A 981-nucleotide genomic window follows, 5' to 3' on the forward strand; every position below is an offset into this window, starting at 1 on the left:
AACAGTAACACCGGATAAAGGCAAGGAACAAGTTTACCGTTGCTGCAAAAAGGTCGTCTGAAACTGCCTTAACGTTTTCAGACGACCTTTGAGGCAATGACGCACAAGGTTTACGGCAGAATCTCAATTTCCGCGTTGTGTTTCACGCTGCGGTAGAGTTCGTCGATTTCCTCGTCCGTTACCGCGATGCAGCCGTTGGTCCAGTCTTTTTGCAGGTGTTTTTTGCCGATAAAACCCCAACCGTTTTTCATGCCGTGGATTTTAATCAGCCCGCCCGGACTTTTGCCTTGTGCCGCCGCGTAGGCTTTGTCGGCTTCGTTGGGGTAGGAAACGCCGAGGTTTTTGTGGTAGCCGCTGTTGGGATTACGTTCATTGATGCGGTATTTTCCTTCGGGCGTTTTGCCGTCGCCTTCAAACTGTTTATGCCCGACCGGTTGTTTGCCCAGCGAAATAGGATAGGTTTTTAGCAACCTGCCTTGCGAGTACGCCGACATGGTGCGCTTGCTTTTATGTACGACCAATCTGTCGATAACGGCATCTTCAGGCAACGGCGCTTCGCTTGGCGTGGTAACAGTAGTCTTGGAACGAATCGGCGCAGCAAACCAGAACACCGAAGCAGCAACAGCCAAAAGTACAACTGTCGCCAAGCCGATTTTCAACCCGACTTTCATCTTTCAGACGGCCTTACAAAGCCTTAAACGCTTCGATAAACACTTCCGAACGGTGTGCATAGCCTTTGAACATATCGAAGCTCGCACAAGCTGGGCTGAGCAACACGATATCGCCCGCTTCGGCTTGGGCATATGCCGTCTGAACCGCTTCTTCCAAAGTGGCGCAGTCGGTCATATTCAGACCGCAGCCGTCCAAATCGCGGCGGATTTGCGGCGCATCGACGCCGATCAGGAATACGCCTTTTGCCTTGCCGGCAAGCGCATCGCGCAGGGGCGTGAAGTCCTGCCCTTTGCCCATGCCGCCCAAAAT

2 protein-coding genes are annotated in these 981 nt (G+C 52.7%); both read right to left on the minus strand.

The window, feature by feature from the left end; translation table 11 throughout:
• Positions 1-110: 110 nt before the first annotated feature.
• A complete protein-coding gene (locus ACTHUM_RS15270; RefSeq protein WP_440403323.1) occupies positions 111-671 on the minus strand; it encodes a L,D-transpeptidase family protein in 561 nt (186 codons plus the stop codon).
• Positions 672-684: 13 nt separating this feature from the next.
• A partial coding sequence (locus ACTHUM_RS15275; protein WP_440403324.1) for a glutamate ligase domain-containing protein occupies positions 685-981 on the minus strand: 297 nt, incomplete at its 5' end.

Source organism: Neisseria sp. P0021.S006 (genome assembly GCF_051956895.1).